Below are 15,273 nucleotides of genomic sequence, written 5' to 3'. Positions count from 1 at the left end.
GAGAAGAGGGTTTTTACTGGCAAACGCCCAATGCTTACTCGATTCAGTTGCCGCATAATGTGCCGCGTCGCTATTTTACCGCTTACCGCCAGATAAGTGGGTTGCCCTCCTGTAGGGGGAGGGCAAAACCTCATTTTAACAATGTCGCCCAGTGTTCCACCCACGGGTTAGAAACCGACTCAGGCTCGGGATCCTCGCTGGCATCGATCAGCAAAACGTCTCCCACGCGCTGCGCACTTTGTTCCTGCAATAACGCGTCAAACTGTTTTCCGCCGCCGCAGAAATTTGTATAGGTGCTGTCGCCCAGGGCAATCACACAATAACGCAGCGCTGGCTGATAGCCGATTTTGTCACGAATGTACTGAAACAACGGCACAATGCTGTCCGGCAAATCACCCTGCCCGGTCGTTGATGTCACCACCAGCGCATACTTATCTTTATAAGCATCCCAGTCCGCAGGTTCCGGATCTTCAAATACGGTGGCGCTGTGCCCTTGTTCGCCCAGAATCGTTTGCGCCTCTTCGGCCACCAGCAACGCATTGCCGTACATGGTGCCAACGAAAATTCCGACTTCCGCCATGGTGCTCACTCCTTGCGTTAAATGTGAATCCCGCCATCCTGACCGCACCGCGAGACAAACTCAACCCTTTCATTGTCAGGGAGAAGCCCCAGCCAGCCAAACTGCGACAACGCCCGCATCCAGACATCATCCAGCCCGGCATGCAGCGTCAGCGGTTCGCCGGTAAAGGGGTGAGTAAGCGTTAACTGACTGGCATGGAGCATCAGTCGGTTACAGCCAAAATGTTCTGCCGCACTGCGGTTCTGACGCAAATCACCGTGTTTACTGTCGCCGATAATCGGATGGCGTAAATGGGCGAGATGGCGACGGAGCTGATGCTTACGCCCGGTTTGTGGGAGCAGTTCGACCAGGCCGTAACGTGTGGTCGGAAATTTACTGGTCGCCACCGGCATTTCGGTCGTCGCCATGCCGCGATAATGCGTCACCGCTGGCTGTGGGCCTTTATCTTCCCGGGCAAATTTGTCCGCGATTTTATCCAGCTCTTCAACCAGCGGATAATCCAGCACCGCCTCGTCCATCAGCCAGCCGCGCACGATCGCATGGTAGCGCTTCTGAATTTGGTGCTGCTCAAATTGCTGCGCCAGAAGACGCCCCGCCTCGCTCGACAGCCCCATCAGCAATACACCGGAGGTCGGTCTGTCGAGACGATGTGCAGTAAAGACATGCTGGCCTATCTGGTCGCGGACGGTTTGCATCACCACCACTTTTTCATCCCGATCAAGCCAGCTTCGGTGTACCAGCCAGCCTGAGGGTTTATTCACCGCAACCAGCCATTCGTCCTGATAGATAATCTCAAGCATCAGGCATCATCATTTGAGAAGAGCGCGTCGAGCTCTTGCAATTGCACAAGAATGACATCACGCGCGGGATGCGTCGCCTCGAGCGCAATTTCATAGTAAGGCGCAATAGCGAAGGATTCAGGCAGCGGATGCTCACCGTCCAGCAAGGCGTGCATGCGGGGAATCAACACCCATTGCAGCCACTCGTACGGTTCGAGGGTATCCATACAGAAAGGTTGAGTACTGTTGAACACGCTGGCATCCGGCGCAACGGACTGCCATTGGTTATGCTCACGTAACAGCGCCTCGATAAGCTGTAATTGCTGGCGCACGCGGGAAGGAAGCGTCATGAAAACCTCGATAACAAACGAACTGGCGCGCAGGATAGCATCTGTAGCGAGAAATAAAAAAAGGGAGCACTGTAAAAACAGTGCTCCCGGTTCGTTTCGCAGCAATCCAGCTACTTTTCGTGCTCCCTGCTCATCCTTGACAACTTTTCCTGCGGGTCTCCTGACCCTTGTTCATCCTTAAACTAGCGCATCCTGCCCACACCACCTCGATGTGGATTAGCCTCATCCGTAAAGCGTGTCCTTGATCTTCCTGATCCACCGAACATCCTGACCGGCTCTCGTTCTCCCTCCTGGAGGTGTCCTTTAATGCGTTCCTGCATTTTCCCTTTTACTTCATCCAGAAGCCTGTCCGTGAAGCACCATCCTGGTGTATCCCGTCTCGAAACAACATCATCCTGATGTTCGTTTCAGTGTGCGACTCCTTGTCGACGCAGATAGAATTACCCATTCCTCTTCGTCTTACAAGTGCGCCTAAGGCAAATATTTCCCCTGCTAACTATAATTTGACTAAGGTTATTATTTTCAATTTATTGATTTTATTATAAAAAACTAATAAAGAGACGTAGACCATAGGAAAGCAAGCAGGCGATCTCTCACAAGCTTTGTAAGAGATCTCTCACAAGAGGAATAGCAATAAAGATTACAGAACAGGCTCAAGTTGATTGAGGAAGTCCGCAAGATCTGAGGAAAGAACCGTACGCTGGCGGGTGCCCAATGTTTCTTTAATGACTTCACCGCTCAAGTTACACAGCGAAATCACATCAATGTCGCTGTCCAGAGTAGCAATAAAAAGTGTAGGCGAAAGCTTAAGTCTTTTCTGGGTGACCAGGTGGCCAATCAGGTTCTCCTGAACTCGCTGGAAATCGTCAGCGCTCCAGGTTTGCAGTAGTGTAAGCGTTTCCCCACGGAAGGTCGCTTGCATATCCCCGGCAAATTGTGTGGTGTAAAACACGCGAAGCGCAGGTTGTACCATAATATCCAGCGCGCGTTCAATCGCGTTTACATTTTGCTCCGGTAAAAACGGCTGCGGCTGCCACGTGACGAGGGTATCGGTCGAGGAGATAATGCACGGTGAAGGCACGCCATACAGCTCTTCACTTTGCGGCCAGGTACCGTATGACTGCTGCCATGCATCGCAATAGCGCGTAGTAAACGCTTTCAGGGCAAGGGCTATCTCTTTTTCCACCGCTTTCTCTCTTTATCTAAGCCAGGATACACTTTGCCTATTAGTGTACCCGTAAATATGGCGATGAAACATGTCTTCCTATGATAACCACCAGGCGCTGTCTGGCCTGACGCTTGGCAAAACCACCGACTACCGCGATCGCTACGACGCCAGCCTGCTGCAAGGTGTTCCCCGCAGCCTGAACCGCGATCCGCTGGGATTAAAAGCAGAGAATCTCCCCTTCCAGGGCGCAGATATCTGGACGCTCTATGAACTCTCCTGGCTTAACGCCAACGGTCTGCCGCAGGTGGCGGTCGGCCATGTGGAGTTAAACTACGCCAGCATCAATCTGGTGGAGTCAAAAAGCTTTAAGCTTTACCTTAACAGTTTTAATCAGACTCGCTTCGCGAGCTGGGACGAGGTACGTGAGACGCTTGAGCGCGATCTTAGCGCCTGTGCGCAAGGCGAGGTTTCCGTCGCGCTATACCGGCTCGATGAAATTGAAGGCCAGCCTATTGCCCACTTCCACGGCACCTGCATCGATGACCAGGATATCGTGATTGATAACTACGACTTCGACGCGGCACTGTTGACTGACGCGGCGAGCGGCAAAGTGGTGGAAGAGACGCTGGTTAGCCATCTGCTCAAATCGAACTGTCTGATCACCCACCAACCCGACTGGGGCTCCGTGCAAATCCAGTATCGTGGTCCGAAAATCGACCGGGAAAAGCTGCTGCGTTATCTGGTCTCCTTCCGTCATCATAATGAATTTCATGAGCAGTGCGTCGAGCGCATCTTTACCGACATTCAGCGTTTTTGTCAGCCAGAAAGCTTAAGCGTTTACGCCCGTTACACCCGACGTGGTGGGCTGGATATCAACCCGTGGCGCACAAATACCCGGTTTATTCCCGCAACCGGGCGTCTGGTTCGCCAGTAAACACACAATTTTTTGCTATCTGCGAGGGAGATTCATCGCGGCAGGTTGTTAAACGTCATAACCCGAGGCTATTGTAATCATCAGGGAAGATACAATTTTCATCCCGTAAGGAGTTCACTTGATTACACATATTAGCCCGCTTGGCTCGATGGATATGTTGTCGCAACTGGAAGTCGACATGCTGAAACGCACGGCCAGTAGCGACCTGTATCAACTGTTTCGTAACTGTTCACTCGCAGTACTTAACTCCGGAAGTCTGACTGATAACAGCAAAGAGCTGCTCTCTCGTTATGAAAGTTTTGATATCAACGTCTTACGCCGTGAACGCGGCGTAAAACTGGAGCTTATTAACCCGCCAGAAGATGCATTTGTCGATGGGCGTATTATTCGCGCGTTGCAGGCAAACCTCTTCGCCGTCCTGCGCGATATTTTGTTTGTGAATGGACAAATTCACAGCGCCGGGCGACTCCAGCATCTGAATCTTGAAGATTCAATTCATATCACCAACCTGGTCTTCTCCATTCTGCGCAATGCCCGCGCGCTGCACGTTGGCGAAGCGCCGAACATGGTCGTGTGCTGGGGCGGTCACTCCATCAACGAAACGGAATACCTGTATGCGCGCCGCGTCGGCACCCAGTTGGGTTTGCGCGAACTGAACATCTGCACCGGTTGCGGTCCAGGTGCGATGGAAGCGCCGATGAAAGGCGCGGCGGTGGGACACGCGCAGCAACGCTATAAAGACGGGCGTTTTATCGGGATGACCGAACCCTCAATCATTGCCGCTGAGCCGCCTAACCCGCTGGTCAACGAACTGATCATCATGCCGGACATTGAAAAACGTCTGGAAGCCTTTGTCCGCATCGCCCACGGTATCATTATCTTCCCGGGTGGGGTGGGTACAGCAGAAGAGCTGCTTTATCTGCTGGGTATTTTGATGAACCCGGCCAACAAAGATCAGGTGTTGCCGCTGATCCTTACCGGGCCGAAAGAGAGCGCCGACTATTTCCGCGTGCTGGATGAGTTTATCGTCAATACGCTGGGGGAAAGCGCACGTCGCCACTATCGTATCGTCATTAACGACGCTGCCGAAGTGGCCCGCCTGATGAAAAAAGCCATGCCGCAGGTGAAAGAGAATCGTCGCGAAACCGGCGATGCTTACAGCTTCAACTGGTCAATTCGTATTGCGCCGGATCTGCAGGTACCGTTCGAACCGACGCACGAAAACATGGCGAACCTGAAACTGTATCCTGACCAACCCGTGGAAGTTCTGGCAGCCGATCTGCGCAGGGCCTTCTCGGGCATCGTCACCGGTAACGTGAAGGAAATGGGTATCCAGGCCATTGAAAAATACGGACCGTACAAAATTCATGGCGACCGCGACATGATGCGTCGTATGGATGATTTACTGCAAGGCTTCGTCGCTCAGCACCGTATGAAGCTGCCGGGCTCGGCCTACATTCCTTGCTACGAAATCTGCACCTGAACCATAAGGGCGACCTATGTCGCCCTCTCTTTTCCTGGCTAGCCAATCGTTTGCGTTGCTCTGACGCCACAGATAAATATTCACAAAACCTATATTAATGCTGATAAAACGCTAAAACACGCAAATCAGGCAGGCCTTTTATCGCGTTTTAACCCACATACTTTGCTTGTGAATCCCGCCAATGATAGCCTTCGCGCCCATAAATTTCATGCGGCGATCTGTTCGCAGAGCTTTACCCCAACAATAACCGTATAAAAAGTGGATTATTGCATTTGCGATCGGGATCACTGATCCATCCATAACATAAATGTATCGTGCCGCCCGCCAATAGTTACGAGATGAAATTATAAAAAAACCGTAAAAGCGCAGAATTTCGTATTACCGCCGTGTTCTTTGGCATTGGATTTGACCAAAAAGCGGCATTTACTTTCCCTGGAGATATTAGATGGAAACGACTCAAACCGGCACCGTTGCTTCAATCGAGACCCGAAGCGCATGGCGTAAAACGGACACCATGTGGATGCTCGGACTGTATGGCACCGCCATTGGCGCAGGGGTTCTGTTCCTGCCCATTAACGCGGGCGTAGGTGGGATGATCCCGCTGATTATTATGGCGATTCTCGCCTTCCCAATGACCTTCTTCGCCCACCGCGGCCTGACCCGTTTCGTCCTCTCAGGTAAAAACCCAGGGGAAGACATCACCGAAGTTGTAGAAGAACATTTCGGCAAAGGCGCCGGTAAGCTGATTACCCTGCTCTATTTCTTTGCTATCTACCCAATCCTGTTGGTCTACAGCGTGGCGATTACCAATACGGTGGAAAGCTTTATGACCCACCAGTTGGCCTTAACCCCGCCGCCGCGCGCAATCCTGTCGCTGATTCTGATCGTCGGCATGATGACCATCGTACGTTTCGGTGAGCAAATGATCGTCAAAGCGATGAGTATTCTGGTGTTCCCGTTCGTGGTGGCACTGATGATGCTGGCGCTGTACCTGATTCCACAGTGGAGCACCAGCGCGCTGGATACTCTCTCTTTGAGCAGCGCAAGTGCGTCAGGCAACGGTCTGTGGATGACGCTGTGGCTGGCGATTCCGGTGATGGTCTTCTCCTTTAACCATTCGCCGATTATCTCCTCTTTCGCAGTCGCAAAACGCGAAGAGTATGGCGTGGAAGCCGAACGTAAATGTTCGCGCATTCTCTCTTACGCGCATATCATGATGGTACTGACCGTGATGTTCTTCGTGTTCAGTTGTGTACTGAGCCTCTCCCCGGCAGACCTGGCGGCGGCAAAAGCACAGAACATCTCCATTCTGTCATACCTGGCAAACCACTTTAACGCACCGATCATCGCCTGGATGGCACCGATTATCGCGATTATCGCCATTACCAAATCCTTCCTCGGCCACTATCTGGGTGCGCGTGAAGGCTTTAACGGGATGGTGATTAAATCCCTGCGCGGTAAAGGTAAATCCATCGAAATCAACAAACTGAACAAAATTACCGCGCTGTTTATGCTGGTAACCACCTGGGCCGTTGCGACGCTGAACCCGAGCATTCTCGGCATGATCGAAACCCTGGGCGGCCCGATTATCGCGATGATTCTGTTCCTGATGCCGATGTACGCCATTCATAAAGTACCGGCCATGCGTAAATACAGCGGCCATATCAGCAACATCTTTGTTGTTGTAATGGGTCTTATCGCTATCTCCGCCATCTTCTTCTCTCTGTTCAGCTAATCCCTTAGCGCCGTCAGCACGGCGGCGCTTTTCCCTGATCTTTTTAGCCATGGATACTGCATCATGATCAGCGTATTCGATATTTTTAAAATCGGTATTGGCCCTTCCAGCTCCCACACCGTTGGGCCAATGAAAGCCGGTAAGCAGTTCACGGACGACCTGATCGCACGCGACATGCTGCAAAACGTTACCCGCGTTGTGGTGGACGTTTACGGTTCCCTCTCACTGACCGGGAAAGGTCACCATACGGATATCGCCATCATTATGGGGCTGGCGGGAAATCTGCCGGACACGGTGGATATCGACGCCATTCCTGACTTTATTCAGGACGTTAATACCCACGGACGGCTGCTACTGGCAAACGGCGCCCATGAAGTGGAGTTCCCGGTTGATAAGTGCATGAATTTCCATGCAGATAATTTATCGTTGCATGAAAACGGGATGCGCATCACCGCTCTGAACGGTGAAAACGTGCTGTACAGCCAGACTTATTACTCTATCGGCGGCGGCTTTATTGTTGATGAAGCTCACTTTGGTCAGAGCAGTGACGCCCCTGTCGCCGTACCTTACCCGTACAAATCGGCTGCGGACCTCCAACAACACTGCCGCGAAAGCGGACTCTCTCTTTCCGGCCTGATGATGCAAAACGAGCTGGCGCTGCATGGCAAGGCAGAGCTGGAGGCGCATCTTTCCGCCGTCTGGGACGTCATGCGCGGTGGAATTGAACGCGGCATCACCACCGAAGGTGTGCTGCCAGGCAAACTGCGTGTTCCGCGCCGGGCGGCGGCATTGCGCCGTCTGCTGGTGAGTAGCGATAAAACCACCAGCGACCCAATGGCGGTGGTCGACTGGATTAACATGTTCGCGCTGGCTGTTAATGAAGAAAACGCGGCAGGCGGGCGCGTGGTGACGGCCCCAACCAACGGTGCCTGCGGCATTGTCCCGGCGGTACTGGCCTACTACGACAAGTTTATCCGTGAGGTCAACGCCAATTCGCTGGCGCGCTATCTGCTGACCGCCAGTGCCATTGGCTCGCTCTATAAAATGAACGCCTCAATTTCCGGTGCGGAAGTGGGTTGCCAGGGCGAAGTTGGCGTCGCCTGCTCCATGGCCGCCGCCGGGCTGGCTGAACTGCTCGGTGGAAGCCCTGCCCAGGTATGTATCGCCGCAGAAATCGGCATGGAGCATAACCTTGGCCTGACCTGCGATCCGGTGGCCGGACAAGTGCAGGTGCCCTGTATCGAGCGTAACGCCATCGCCTCGGTAAAAGCGGTCAACGCCGCGCGGATGGCGCTGCGCCGAACCAGCGAGCCGCGTGTTTGCCTGGATAAAGTTATCGAGACAATGTACGAAACGGGCAAGGATATGAATGCCAAATATCGCGAAACCTCGCGTGGTGGTCTGGCGATGAAAATCGTCGCCTGCGATTAATCATCCGGTGCCTCGTTTTGCGAGGCGTCTTCCCGAATCCCCTGCAGCGGATAGTCTCCCGGCCCCGTCAATGTTACCCTGAACGCCTGTATCATGGCCTGGAGGGAACGGTGGCTATCCATCTGCTTATTGTTGACGCACTCAACCTTATTCGACGTATTCACGCGGTTCAGGGTTCGCCCTGCGTCACCACCTGCCAGCACGCGCTGGATCAGCTGATACTCCACAGCCAGCCTACCCACGCGGTCGCCGTGTTTGACGATGAGGCCCGCAACCAAAGCTGGCGGCACCAGATGCTGCCCGATTACAAAGCCGGAAGGCCGCCAATGCCGGAAACCCTGCATGATGAGATGCCGGACCTGCGTGCCGCTTTTGCACAGCGCGGCGTACAAAGTTGGGTGTCGCCGGGTAACGAAGCTGACGATCTGGCCGCTACGCTCGCCTGCAAAGTGGCAAATGCAGGACATCAGGCCACCATTGTCTCCACGGATAAAGGCTACTGCCAGCTTCTGGAGCCGGGCATCCGCATTCGTGACTATTTTCAGAAGCGCTGGCTGGATGCCCCCTTTATCGCCAGCGAGTTCGGCGTTTCACCCCAACAGCTCCCCGACTACTGGGGCCTTGCGGGTATCAGCAGTTCAAAAATACCGGGGGTCGCGGGGATTGGCCCGAAAAGCGCGGCACAATTGCTGACCGACTTTCAGGATCTGGAGGGTCTGTATGCCCGTCTGGATGAGGTGCCGGAGAAGTGGCGCAAGAAGCTCGAAGAGCATAAAGAGATGGCCTTTGTCTGCCGCGATATCTCGCGCCTGCAAACGGATATTCATATTGATGGCAACTTACAGCAGTTGCGTCTTTCCCGGTAACCACCAACCGGCGTTTAGTCTGTAAAAGCGGGAAAGTAAACTGACCCGCCAGGCAGGTCAGTTATATGGGAAACGCTTAGCGCTCGTCGCGACGCCCACCCACCGCAGCCCACCAGCGACGGACGTGAACCGTCACCTCTTCGCGGTCATGGTAAAGCTGGCGCGCCTGGATCTCGGCATTGATGCCGTGCGCCTGAAGCTGTTCCTGAATATACGCCAGGTTCTGCTGCACCTCTTCGTAGCGCTTTTTCATTGGCAACTTGAGATTAAAAATGGCTTCACGGCACCAGCCGTTAACCAACCATTGCGCCATCAGCGCGGCCACTTTAGCTGGTTTTTCCACCATGTCGCAGACCATCCACGAAATGTTGTTGCGGTTTGGACGGTAGCGGAAGCCATCTTCCGGCAACCAGGTCACCTGGCCGGTATCCATCAGGCTTTGCGCCATCGGACCATTATCCACGGAGACAACCCACATATTGCGTTTGACCAGTTGATAGGTCCAGCCGCCAGGGCAAGCCCCCAGATCCACCGCGTGCATACCGTTCGCCAGGCGCTCGTCCCACTCATCGGCCGGGATAAACACATGGAAAGCTTCTTCCAGTTTCAGCGTTGAGCGGCTCGGCGCATCAGAAGGGAACTTGAGACGCGGGATGCCCATATAAAACGGTGAATTATTGGTAGTGTAAGAGTACCCGGTATAGCAACAGCCCGGCGCGATAAAGAACACATGCACCACCGGGCGCTTCGGCGTCTCGTAGTTCACCAGAATGCCCGCCTCACGCAGCGCCGCACGCAGCGGCACGGTGAATTTGCGGCAGAACTTCATCAGCTCTTTGCTTTCGTTGGTGTCAGCCACTTCAACGCGTAAGTCACCGCCTTTCTCCACGACACCCTGCAACATTCCCACGATCGGAGTAATGCGATCTTCCGGCGGCAGATTCTGTAATAACTCGCCGACCACAAACATCTGACGAGCGAAGATCAGCGAGCTGAACGGCAGTTCACGTGCCAGCTTGTCTGCGTCTTCAGGCTGATAACATTCGAAAATGACATAGCCCGCGTTCTCTTTGACGCGGGCAAAACCAAACACCTCGCGGCGCCCGGCTTTGTCGGTAATTTCTGCGGCACACTCTTTCTCGAAACCAGGGCGGCACAGTAAAACAACTTTATTCATGAACAACGCCCTTACGTTTCAGACGGATTGCACCAATAAACATTAACACCCATCCTGCCAGGAAGCAGACGCCGCCAACAGGGGTGACAAACGCCCACAGGCGCAGATGCGAAAGCGCCAGGCAATACAGACTGCCGCTAAATAACACCGTGCCCAGGGCCAGAAATACACTACTCCAGTAAAACCAGATGCTGATACGACGCTGCATCGCCACCGCCAGCCCCAGAACCGCCAGCGTATGGAATGCCTGATAGTTGAGGCCGGTTTGGATCCAGCCCATCTCAACAACGCCCATCGATTTACTTAAAACATGTGCGCCGAATGCTCCCAGCGCAACATAAACAAAACCGCTCACTGCGGCGAAAATCAACATGAAACGGCTGGTCATGTGCGTACCCTAAAGTCATGCGCTTACCGCGCGTACAATTATTGTTCGTAGCGGAAACGAAATTTTTCCTGCTCGCTTGCCGCTTTTGCCAGGATCCACTGTCGAAAGGCGGCTATTTTACCCAGTTCTGCCTGGCTGTCATGACAAACCAGATAAAACGCGTTCTTACTGACCAGAACATCATTAAAAGGGCAGACCAGACGGCCTGCTTCAATTTCGGACTGTGCCATCACATTGTTGGCCAGTGCGATCCCCTGTCCATGGATTGCCGCCTGTAGCACCATCGCGCTATGGCTAAAAATAGGTCCCTGCTGAACGTTAAGATTAAGACCCAATTGCCGCGTATAAGTTTGCCAGTCCCGGCGAGACGCATCGTGCAACAGGGTGTGCTGAGCCAAATCCGCTGGCGTTTTCAAGGGCTTATCACCGGTTAATAATAACGGTGAACAGACCGGCAACAGATATTCCGCGTACAATTTTTCAACACGCAATCCCGGCCAGTTGCCGCGACCATAAAAAATGGCCACGTCGACGTCATCCGCCAGTTTGTCTTCCTGGCGATCTACAGCCTGGATTCGAACGTCGATTCCCGGATAAGCTGAGTTAAAGCTAGAGAGGCGGGGTACCATCCATTGAATGGCAAAACTGGGCAGCAAACTGACCGTCAACGCCCCTTTAGCACTGCGGGCCTGGAGTTTACGCGTCGCTTCGGTCAGTTGGGAAAATATCTCTTTAATATCCTGAAAATAACTCTGCCCTTCCTCGGTTAATAGCAGAGAACGATTACGCCGACGAAACAATTTGAGCCCCAGAAAATCCTCGAGAGACTTGATTTGGTGGCTTACTGCGGCCTGCGTCACAAATAACTCATCTGCCGCGCGCGTGAAACTTAAATGGCGCGCCGCAGCATCAAAAACACGTAATGCATTAAGGGGTGGTAATCGCTTGGACATGGTTATCAGGCTTAGATGTTAAGGCGTTTTAACAAACAGGAAACAATGCGTAACCTATTAGTTTTTTTTATCTGAGCCATTATAATTTGTCCGTTGAGCTTCTACCAGCAAATACCTATAGTGGCGGCACTTCCTGAGCCGGAACGAGAAGCTTTTTTTGGAATGCGTGTTCTGAAGGGCTTTTGGCTTACGGTTGTGATGTTGTGTTGTTGTGTTTGCAATTGGTCTGAAATTCAGGCCACGGTAGCGAGACTACCCTTTTTCACTTCCTGTACATTTACCCTGTCTGTCCATAGTGATTAATGTAGCACCGCAAGATTGCGGTGCTTTTTTTTGCCCGAAAAACGGCGTTATTTCTTCTCCAGCGCAACCATCTCTTTCACATCGCTACGGTTGATTTGCTGTTCATTGCCGTTGGCATCTTTATACGAAATCATACCGGTTTGATCGTCAGTTTTCGGTTTCCCGTCGGAGACAATCGTACGCCCGTCATTGGTATGTAAGGCGTAGTTAGGACCGGAACAGGCGCTCAGTGCAAAAGTAAACAAACAGGCAGAAATAATTGCAGCAGTCTTTTTCATCTTCTTTCTCCTCATAGCAATTAATGCTAAATAAACCTCAATAACTGACAGGCTTAAACATCCATCTAACAGTAATTAGCATAACCTGCTTACAGAAGGTTGCCTGGACAAACAGACAATTCCGATGGTTATCAACCTCCTTGCTCCGGGGATGAATTTGCGCGACGATCAACAGATTGATACGAGGAATACCATGAACGCTTTCAACCCGGCGCAGTTTCGCGCCCAGTTTCCCGCGCTCGCCGATGCCGGTATTTATCTGGACAGCGCCGCCACAGCGTTAAAACCGCAGGCGGTCATCGATGCAACGCAGCAATTTTATAGCCTGAGCGCCGGTAACGTTCACCGCAGCCAGTTTGCCGAAGCGCAAAAACTGACAGCGCGTTACGAGTCTGCCCGCGATCAGGTGGCGACGCTGCTTAATGCTCCGTCGGGTAAGAACATCGTCTGGACGCGCGGCACCACCGAAGCCATCAATATGGTGGCGCAAAGCTATGCACGCCCTCGCCTGAATGCCGGGGATGAAATCATCGTCAGCGAAGCCGAGCATCATGCCAACCTGGTTCCGTGGCTGATGGTCGCAGAACAGACCGGCGCACGCGTGATTAAGCTGCCGCTGGGAGTGGATAACCTGCCGGATATCAGTCAATTACTACAGCTTATTACTCCACGAAGCCGCATTCTCGCTCTGGGGCAGATGTCGAACGTCACCGGCGGGTGTCCGAACCTGGAGCAGGCTATCGCTATTGCGCATGAGGCTGGCATGGTCGTGGTGGTGGATGGCGCACAGGGGGTCGTGCATTTCCCGGCTGATGTTCAGCGTCTGGACATCGACTTTTATGCCTTTTCCGGCCATAAGCTGTATGGCCCAACGGGCATCGGCGTGCTGTACGGTAAATCGCATCTGCTGGATGTCATGTCACCGTGGTTAGGCGGCGGCAAAATGATTACCGAAGTGACATTTGACGGTTTTCAGACGCAGCCTGTGCCGTACAAACTTGAGGCGGGTACGCCAAACGTGGCCGGGGTGATTGGCCTCGGCGCGGCGCTGGAGTGGCTTAACGGTGTTGATATCGCCCAGGCGGAAAGCTACAGCCGTGGCCTGGCGACGCTTGCCGAAGACGCGCTCGCAAAACGGGCGGGCTTTCGCTCTTTCCGCTGCCAGGATTCCAGCCTGCTGGCCTTCGATTTTGAAGGTGTACACCACAGCGATATGGTCACTCTGTTGGCGGGTTATGGCATTGCCCTGCGGGCCGGGCAACATTGCGCACAACCGCTGCTGGCGGCGCTTGGGGTAAAAGGGACGCTTCGCGCCTCTTTTGCACCCTATAATACCCAACATGATGTGGACGCGCTGGTTGACGCCGTTGACCGCGCCTTAGATTTACTGGTGGATTGATGATTAATGCCGCATTTGCCGGGCATCCCTTTGGCCATTCCATTACCGAAGAGACGCTACGCCAGACCTTTCTTCCTCTTAAACAGTGGGAAGATAAATACCGTCAGCTAATTTTGCTGGGCAAACAGTTACCCTCGCTTTCCGACGAACTGAAAGCGCAGGCGCGAGAAATCGCAGGCTGTGAAAACCGTGTCTGGCTGGGGTGTACAGCCGCAGAAAACGGCGCGCTGCACTTTTTTGGCGACAGCGAGGGTCGAATCGTTCGCGGTATGCTGGCCGTGCTGCTGACGGCCATCGAAGGCAAGCTGCCACAGGTCTTGCTGGCAGGCGATCCGCAGGCACTCTTTGACGAACTGGGATTGCGCGCGGAGCTAAGTGCTTCACGTAATCAGGGGCTGGCGGCCCTGGCGGCCGCCGTGCAGGATGCCGCACGTCAGGCGCTTGCCTGACGCTCCGCTTTTGCCATCATTTTTTTCAGTGCATGGGACACCGCCACAAAACCAAAGGTGGCGGTCACCATGGTCGCGGCGCCAAAACCTGACGCACAATCCATCCGTTTTGGCCCTTCTGCCGTGCTTTTCATCGCGCACACTGAGCCATCTGCCTGCGGGTAAACCAGCGCTTCGGTGGAAAAAACACAATCCACGCCCAGTTTGCCTTTGCTGTTTTTGACCACGCCAAAATCGCTTTTGAGGCGCTCACGCAGTTTTGCCGCCAGCGGATCCTGAATGGTTTTTGCCAGATCGGCCACCTGGATTTGCGTCGGATCGATCTGTCCGCCTGCACCGCCTGTGGTCACCAATGGGATTTTATTGCGGCGGCACCAGGCGATCAGCGCCGCTTTCGGGCGCACACTGTCGATGGCGTCAATCACGTAGCTGTAACCGGCCCCCATGTACTGGGCGACGTTATCGGCCGTCACGAAATCGTCAATCACGGTGACGCGACACTCCGGGTTGATCAGCGAAATACGCTGCGCCATCACTTCCGCTTTTGCCAGACCAACGTTGTCACGCAGGGCGTGAATCTGCCGGTTGGTATTGGTCACGCAGACATCATCCATATCGATCAATGTAATAGCGCCAATTCCTGTGCGCGCCAGCGCTTCGGCAACCCATGAACCGACTCCGCCGATGCCAACGACGCAGATATGCGAATCGGCAAACAGTTGTAGCGCTTTTTCACCGTATAAACGCGCCGTGCCGCCAAAACGCTGACGCCAGGCATCGCTGATTACCACAGACATAAGACCTCAGATGTAAAAAGGGTGAGGTTTATCCCTCACCCATGATGTTGCTGACAACCCTGGAGCGATGAAGTTAGGGGAACTCCCGGTGGCGCTTCGCTTACCGGGGCTACAAGCCCGTAGCCCGAGTCAGGCGCTTGCGCCGCCATCCGGGGCAACGCCACGCCATAAATCCGTTATTCTTGAAAACCAATTTTAGCGTA

General features: G+C 53.6%; 17 protein-coding genes. 8 read left to right on the top strand and 9 right to left on the bottom strand.

Annotated features, from left to right (window positions below):
* Nucleotides 1-130: 130 nt before the first annotated feature.
* The 4 genes from C5523_RS05265 to syd all read right to left on the bottom strand — a co-directional run bounded on the left by C5523_RS05265 (nucleotide 131) and on the right by syd (nucleotide 2,895).
* On the bottom strand, nucleotides 131-580 hold the full coding sequence (locus tag C5523_RS05265) for a flavodoxin (protein ID WP_039077081.1): 450 nt from the start codon (nucleotides 578-580) through the stop codon (nucleotides 131-133).
* A gap of 17 nt (nucleotides 581-597) precedes the next feature.
* Nucleotides 598-1,380, bottom strand: a complete 783-nt coding sequence (gene truC, locus C5523_RS05260; protein ID WP_108700703.1) for a tRNA pseudouridine(65) synthase TruC — start codon at nucleotides 1,378-1,380, stop codon at nucleotides 598-600.
* Entirely contained in the window at nucleotides 1,380-1,709 is a 330-nt protein-coding gene (locus tag C5523_RS05255; RefSeq protein ID WP_039077097.1) for a YqcC family protein, read from the bottom strand. Before C5523_RS05255 ends, truC begins: the two co-directional genes overlap by 1 nt.
* Before the next feature lie 640 nt (nucleotides 1,710-2,349).
* Nucleotides 2,350-2,895: a SecY-interacting protein gene (gene syd / locus C5523_RS05245; RefSeq protein ID WP_039077083.1), complete on the bottom strand. Its 546-nt coding sequence runs from the start codon at nucleotides 2,893-2,895 to the stop codon at nucleotides 2,350-2,352.
* Between the two features lie 70 nt (nucleotides 2,896-2,965).
* On the opposite strand from syd, the gene queF reads away from it, so the two are divergent.
* The 5 genes from queF to xni all read left to right on the top strand — a co-directional run bounded on the left by queF (nucleotide 2,966) and on the right by xni (nucleotide 9,326).
* On the top strand, nucleotides 2,966-3,811 hold the full coding sequence (queF, locus tag C5523_RS05240) for an NADPH-dependent 7-cyano-7-deazaguanine reductase QueF (RefSeq protein ID WP_079498496.1): 846 nt from the start codon (nucleotides 2,966-2,968) through the stop codon (nucleotides 3,809-3,811).
* Nucleotides 3,812-3,929: 118 nt separating this feature from the next.
* A complete protein-coding gene (gene ppnN / locus C5523_RS05235; RefSeq protein ID WP_039077085.1) occupies nucleotides 3,930-5,294 on the top strand; it encodes a nucleotide 5'-monophosphate nucleosidase PpnN in 1,365 nt (454 codons plus the stop codon).
* A 445-nt stretch (nucleotides 5,295-5,739) separates the two neighbouring features.
* Complete coding sequence (locus tag C5523_RS05230) at nucleotides 5,740-7,029, top strand: HAAAP family serine/threonine permease (protein WP_039077086.1); 1,290 nt, start codon at nucleotides 5,740-5,742, stop codon at nucleotides 7,027-7,029.
* 63 nt (nucleotides 7,030-7,092) lie between these two features.
* Entirely contained in the window at nucleotides 7,093-8,460 is a 1,368-nt protein-coding gene (locus C5523_RS05225; RefSeq protein WP_079498497.1) for an L-serine ammonia-lyase, read from the top strand.
* Between the two features lie 110 nt (nucleotides 8,461-8,570).
* Nucleotides 8,571-9,326: a flap endonuclease Xni gene (xni, locus tag C5523_RS05220; protein WP_071194394.1), complete on the top strand. Its 756-nt coding sequence runs from the start codon at nucleotides 8,571-8,573 to the stop codon at nucleotides 9,324-9,326.
* 76 nt (nucleotides 9,327-9,402) lie between these two features.
* Here the strand turns inward: xni and rlmM are convergent, their stop codons facing one another.
* The 4 genes from rlmM to C5523_RS05200 form a co-directional block, all read right to left on the bottom strand.
* The gene (rlmM, locus tag C5523_RS05215) at nucleotides 9,403-10,503 is read right to left on the bottom strand and encodes a 23S rRNA (cytidine(2498)-2'-O)-methyltransferase RlmM (RefSeq protein ID WP_108700702.1); all 1,101 of its coding nucleotides are present in this window, start codon (nucleotides 10,501-10,503) and stop codon (nucleotides 9,403-9,405) included.
* Nucleotides 10,496-10,891, bottom strand: coding sequence for a DUF423 domain-containing protein (locus tag C5523_RS05210; RefSeq protein ID WP_039077090.1), 396 nt, complete (start codon nucleotides 10,889-10,891; stop codon nucleotides 10,496-10,498). The genes rlmM and C5523_RS05210 overlap by 8 nt, the downstream gene beginning before the upstream one ends.
* Nucleotides 10,892-10,929: 38 nt before the next feature.
* Nucleotides 10,930-11,844: a glycine cleavage system transcriptional regulator GcvA gene (gene gcvA / locus C5523_RS05205; RefSeq protein WP_039077091.1), complete on the bottom strand. Its 915-nt coding sequence runs from the start codon at nucleotides 11,842-11,844 to the stop codon at nucleotides 10,930-10,932.
* A 350-nt stretch (nucleotides 11,845-12,194) separates the two neighbouring features.
* Nucleotides 12,195-12,425 (bottom strand): YgdI/YgdR family lipoprotein, encoded by a 231-nt coding sequence (locus C5523_RS05200; protein ID WP_039077092.1) that lies wholly within the window; start codon nucleotides 12,423-12,425, stop codon nucleotides 12,195-12,197.
* A 193-nt stretch (nucleotides 12,426-12,618) separates the two neighbouring features.
* On the opposite strand from C5523_RS05200, the gene csdA reads away from it, so the two are divergent.
* Both csdA and csdE read left to right on the top strand, forming a co-directional pair.
* Nucleotides 12,619-13,824, top strand: a complete 1,206-nt coding sequence (gene csdA, locus C5523_RS05195; RefSeq protein ID WP_108700701.1) for a cysteine desulfurase CsdA — start codon at nucleotides 12,619-12,621, stop codon at nucleotides 13,822-13,824.
* The gene (gene csdE, locus C5523_RS05190) at nucleotides 13,824-14,273 is read left to right on the top strand and encodes a cysteine desulfurase sulfur acceptor subunit CsdE (protein ID WP_108700700.1); all 450 of its coding nucleotides are present in this window, start codon (nucleotides 13,824-13,826) and stop codon (nucleotides 14,271-14,273) included. Before csdA ends, csdE begins: the two co-directional genes overlap by 1 nt.
* Here the strand turns inward: csdE and tcdA are convergent.
* Nucleotides 14,258-15,070, bottom strand: coding sequence for a tRNA cyclic N6-threonylcarbamoyladenosine(37) synthase TcdA (gene tcdA, locus C5523_RS05185; protein ID WP_108700699.1), 813 nt, complete (start codon nucleotides 15,068-15,070; stop codon nucleotides 14,258-14,260). The genes csdE and tcdA overlap by 16 nt on opposite strands.
* Before the next feature lie 67 nt (nucleotides 15,071-15,137).
* On the opposite strand from tcdA, the gene C5523_RS27880 reads away from it, so the two are divergent.
* A complete protein-coding gene (locus tag C5523_RS27880; protein ID WP_255423368.1) occupies nucleotides 15,138-15,269 on the top strand; it encodes a hypothetical protein in 132 nt (43 codons plus the stop codon).
* Nucleotides 15,270-15,273: the final 4 nt, after the last annotated feature.

It is taken from the genome of Phytobacter sp. SCO41 (genome assembly GCF_003073275.1).
GTDB classification, from domain to species: Bacteria; Pseudomonadota; Gammaproteobacteria; order Enterobacterales; family Enterobacteriaceae; genus Phytobacter; species Phytobacter diazotrophicus.
Note: the sequence above shows the minus strand (reverse complement) of the source record. Positions and strands in the feature narration are given on the sequence as shown.